We start from the raw sequence: 3,025 nt of genomic DNA on the forward strand, positions 1-3,025 counted from the left end.
ATCGTCCCCTTATCCCCGTAAAAGGGGTTAGCAACAATCTATATTTGCAACGGAAAATGATTTGACTTCCCTAAAAAATGATATGAAAAAGACAAAACTTGAAAATCAGCAACAGGTTTGGAAAGGATGCAAAAAACAACCGGTCAGACAGCAAGCATGGCACATTCCGAAAATATGGTCAGCCGCCTATCGACACACCGGAAGAAACCTCTGCAATTCCTTTTAAAAAAATGAAGCCGAAGAATGAAGCATACAATATTCCACGTATCGAAAAAAGTGACTGCACGATAAAATGAAAGGCTGCAACGGAAGAACAGACTTGCGGATTCTGCGGGGAGAACATAACCATACAGGCATACAGCCACTACAACTGTTTCCGGAAAAAGAAGATTATACAACCGGAAAAACAGAAAGGCATCCACTCGGAGAAAAGCAAGCAAACGATTGAAGCGGACTGCCGATTTAGCGGCGAAATATCCGACTACCTATATACAGCCCTAAAAGGCTGGGGCATATGGGTAAGCAACAGACTGCCGGGCAAATAAAAGGAGAGTGGCATAGCCGCCGGAAAGAGGTTGTCTCGATGTGGCCGAAGCTCCGAAAGCAGACCGGATATGCCTCTCTCCTTTGCCTTCCCCATTCCTGGATTTCACACAATCACGGAGCCTGCGAGTGACTATGAGAAATCCTGAAACGGGGACAGTCACTCCGCTGAAAGGGTGGGTGGGAAACATGTGACTTTCTCCAAAATAACAAATAGGGGTATAAAGATCTCAAAAGAAAAGAAAGCCGTTCCAGAAAAGACTGGAGCAACTATCACCATCTACTGTTCTTTAAGTTAATTGCAGCAAATCCAAATCATCAGTGACCAATCCATCCAATACATGTTGGATTTTATCAAATATAGCCTTATCTATGCCATACGTGGCGCATAACGATTGAAATTTGCTTACAGCATCGAACACCTGTAATATCTTCTTTTCGGGCTCCTCTACAAAATCCTCGGCAAAGTTGACGAAATCACTTGTAGTCAAGGCAGACCTTTTGCCCATCACGCCCATCGAATGAATGTGTGCTGAAGAATTTTCCCATGTATTTGCCGTGAACATTACATCATATGCAGGTGATAAACGCCATACCCCTGCCTTATCCATGATAAACGATATGTTCTTATTATGATCATCGGATATACCTGCGACATAATTAAATACCATTCTGATAAATATCTGATCTTTGTCTTCCTGGGGAAGTTTCAGAGTCTCTGCTATCCAACACAGCTTCATATAATCATCTGCACCCGGCATAATGGCCGCAAGGGTCTGACTAAAGAGCTTTTCTCCATTCTTACGATCAAATCTTTCCGTTACGAAATGATTTCTTCCATCAATTTCTTTCAGGAAGCATGGCATCATGTTGATTCCCGCCGCCTTTGCCATTTCGCTATATACCATTTCTATCTCTGTGGTAGGAGAGTCATCTGCTTCTTTAAATTTGATGATATACTGCTTAAAATTTTCAGGCAAATCCACCTGGCCGGAACGAAACTCTTCCGTTTCGAGATTATAGGCAATCACTGCCTTCGGGCGCATGCCACCGGCAGAAGTTCCAAGATATATCAACTTTTTCATCGTGAGGCTATCCTCCGGTGATATGACAGCAGCATCTCGATCATTATATATTTTAGAAGCCAAAGTTGCCAATGATGACATATTTACTGACTCATGGATGGCATCATCATTAAATTCCGGTTCAAATTCCAATGCTCCCATAGCCCTCTTGCCAATATAAGAGAGCTTCAATAGAGGCAATGATTCCGTAACCTTTATATTATTATCCGTGAGCCATTGGTCAAATAGGGAAGCCCCCCATTTGTCAGGAAGCGCATCTGCAAGAAATTCCGGAAGCCCTTGATATAATTTATCTTTATTCCCATAGAAAGACGCAAACAAAGGGGTTCTCTTAGGGTGTGTGGAAGGGCATATATCATAATCTTGTTTCCTATATTCATCCGTAAATTGGAATACAGAACAATGCTTTTCAAAGTCCCAATTCAATTTGCCAATGCAAGTCCCCCACAGATATACATTCACTATAATCGGCTCTTTCTTCATACCATCTTACGTTTACCGTTAATTCTTTGTATTCTTTTACCTGTTTTTTCATTGATTAGGAAAGGGGAGTCTGGAAGTTCCGGAACCAAACCGACAACGCCTTCAAGAGTTCCACTTATACGCAAAATCTTAAGCAATGTACTTAGGGCAATATCACTTACTTTACAAGATTCTATTCTCTTAATAGTAACGATAGATACTCCTGCCTTATCCGCAAATTCTTGCTGGGAAAAACAGCAGCTAAGTCTTATAGACTTAACTCTCTTGCAGATTTCCTTTACAATACATTCATCTGAAAATTCGTATATTGTATATGTATCATATAATCTTTTCATAGAAAAACATATTTAGGTATCATTTTTGATACAAAAATACCGATAAATCTGAAAATCACCAAATTAAGAAACACTTTTTTTATAATCTTCTGCCGCATTAGCAAACGATTGAAGCGACCTTGTGCCGCTTCAATCGTTTGATTGCTTTTTCTTTTTAGTCCGGGGGTTCTTATTTTTCCGGAGTCGGGTAGAACTTAGTAGCTACCATCACAATGCGGTTACGTTTCTCCCCACTTTTAGAATCCGTCCATTCTTCCGGCTTAAAGTAGCCTTCAACGGTAATCAGTACATCTTTTTGCAGTATCCAAAAAGCATAGCGGTCTTCCATCTTACTCCAGGCTTCAACTTTCATAACAGAGGAAACAAATGTTTTTTCTTCATTTATCTTGCCTATGCGACTGACCACAATAGAGAAGTGTGCAACCTTTACTATTTCGAATAAATGGATTTCTGCATCCCTACAAATCCTGCCTGTTACTGCGAATGAATTTTCAATCTTTTTCATATCTCTGATTTTTTAGAAGTTAATTAATCAATTTTACAGTGCAATAACTGATTGTTGGCTTTGGGGGACACCAT

General features: G+C 40.3%; 6 protein-coding genes. 3 read left to right on the forward strand and 3 right to left on the reverse strand.

All coding sequences use genetic code 11. The features are described 5' to 3' along the window. The first annotated feature begins 98 nt into the window (after nucleotides 1-98). The 3 genes from DXA05_RS25735 to DXA05_RS26640 all read left to right on the forward strand — a co-directional run bounded on the left by DXA05_RS25735 (nucleotide 99) and on the right by DXA05_RS26640 (nucleotide 676). Nucleotides 99-296, forward strand: a complete 198-nt coding sequence (locus DXA05_RS25735) for a hypothetical protein (protein WP_007564676.1) — start codon at nucleotides 99-101, stop codon at nucleotides 294-296. Then, complete coding sequence (locus tag DXA05_RS26635; protein ID WP_007564673.1) at nucleotides 293-448, forward strand: hypothetical protein; 156 nt, start codon at nucleotides 293-295, stop codon at nucleotides 446-448. Before DXA05_RS25735 ends, DXA05_RS26635 begins: the two co-directional genes overlap by 4 nt. Nucleotides 449-514: 66 nt before the next feature. Further along, entirely contained in the window at nucleotides 515-676 is a 162-nt protein-coding gene (locus tag DXA05_RS26640) for a hypothetical protein (RefSeq protein ID WP_005868748.1), read from the forward strand. 157 nt (nucleotides 677-833) lie between these two features. Here DXA05_RS26640 and DXA05_RS25740 read toward each other — a convergent pair whose 3' ends face one another. The 3 genes from DXA05_RS25740 to DXA05_RS25750 all read right to left on the reverse strand — a co-directional run bounded on the left by DXA05_RS25740 (nucleotide 834) and on the right by DXA05_RS25750 (nucleotide 2,951). Further along, a complete protein-coding gene (locus DXA05_RS25740) occupies nucleotides 834-2,111 on the reverse strand; it encodes a type II toxin-antitoxin system HipA family toxin (protein WP_005868749.1) in 1,278 nt (425 codons plus the stop codon). Beyond that, nucleotides 2,108-2,446, reverse strand: coding sequence for a helix-turn-helix transcriptional regulator (locus tag DXA05_RS25745; RefSeq protein WP_005868750.1), 339 nt, complete (start codon nucleotides 2,444-2,446; stop codon nucleotides 2,108-2,110). The genes DXA05_RS25740 and DXA05_RS25745 overlap by 4 nt, the downstream gene beginning before the upstream one ends. A 169-nt stretch (nucleotides 2,447-2,615) precedes the next feature. After that, nucleotides 2,616-2,951 carry a single-stranded DNA-binding protein gene (locus DXA05_RS25750; protein WP_005868751.1) on the reverse strand — a complete coding sequence of 112 codons (336 nt, stop codon included), beginning with the start codon at nucleotides 2,949-2,951 and terminating at the stop codon, nucleotides 2,616-2,618. Nucleotides 2,952-3,025: the final 74 nt, after the last annotated feature.

It is taken from the genome of Bacteroides sp. AM54-2NS, assembly GCF_003602935.1.
Classification (GTDB): domain Bacteria; phylum Bacteroidota; class Bacteroidia; order Bacteroidales; family Bacteroidaceae; genus Bacteroides; species Bacteroides xylanisolvens.

Coding starts and splice junctions, on each gene's coding strand:
- DXA05_RS26635 (WP_007564673.1), top strand. CDS start 293: ATGAAAGGCTGCAACGGAAGAACAGACTTGCGGATTCTGCGGGGAGAA.
- DXA05_RS26640 (WP_005868748.1), top strand. CDS start 515: ATGGGTAAGCAACAGACTGCCGGGCAAATAAAAGGAGAGTGGCATAGC.
- DXA05_RS25740 (WP_005868749.1), bottom strand. CDS start 2,111: ATGAAGAAAGAGCCGATTATAGTGAATGTATATCTGTGGGGGACTTGC.
- DXA05_RS25745 (WP_005868750.1), bottom strand. CDS start 2,446: ATGAAAAGATTATATGATACATATACAATATACGAATTTTCAGATGAA.
- DXA05_RS25750 (WP_005868751.1), bottom strand. CDS start 2,951: ATGAAAAAGATTGAAAATTCATTCGCAGTAACAGGCAGGATTTGTAGG.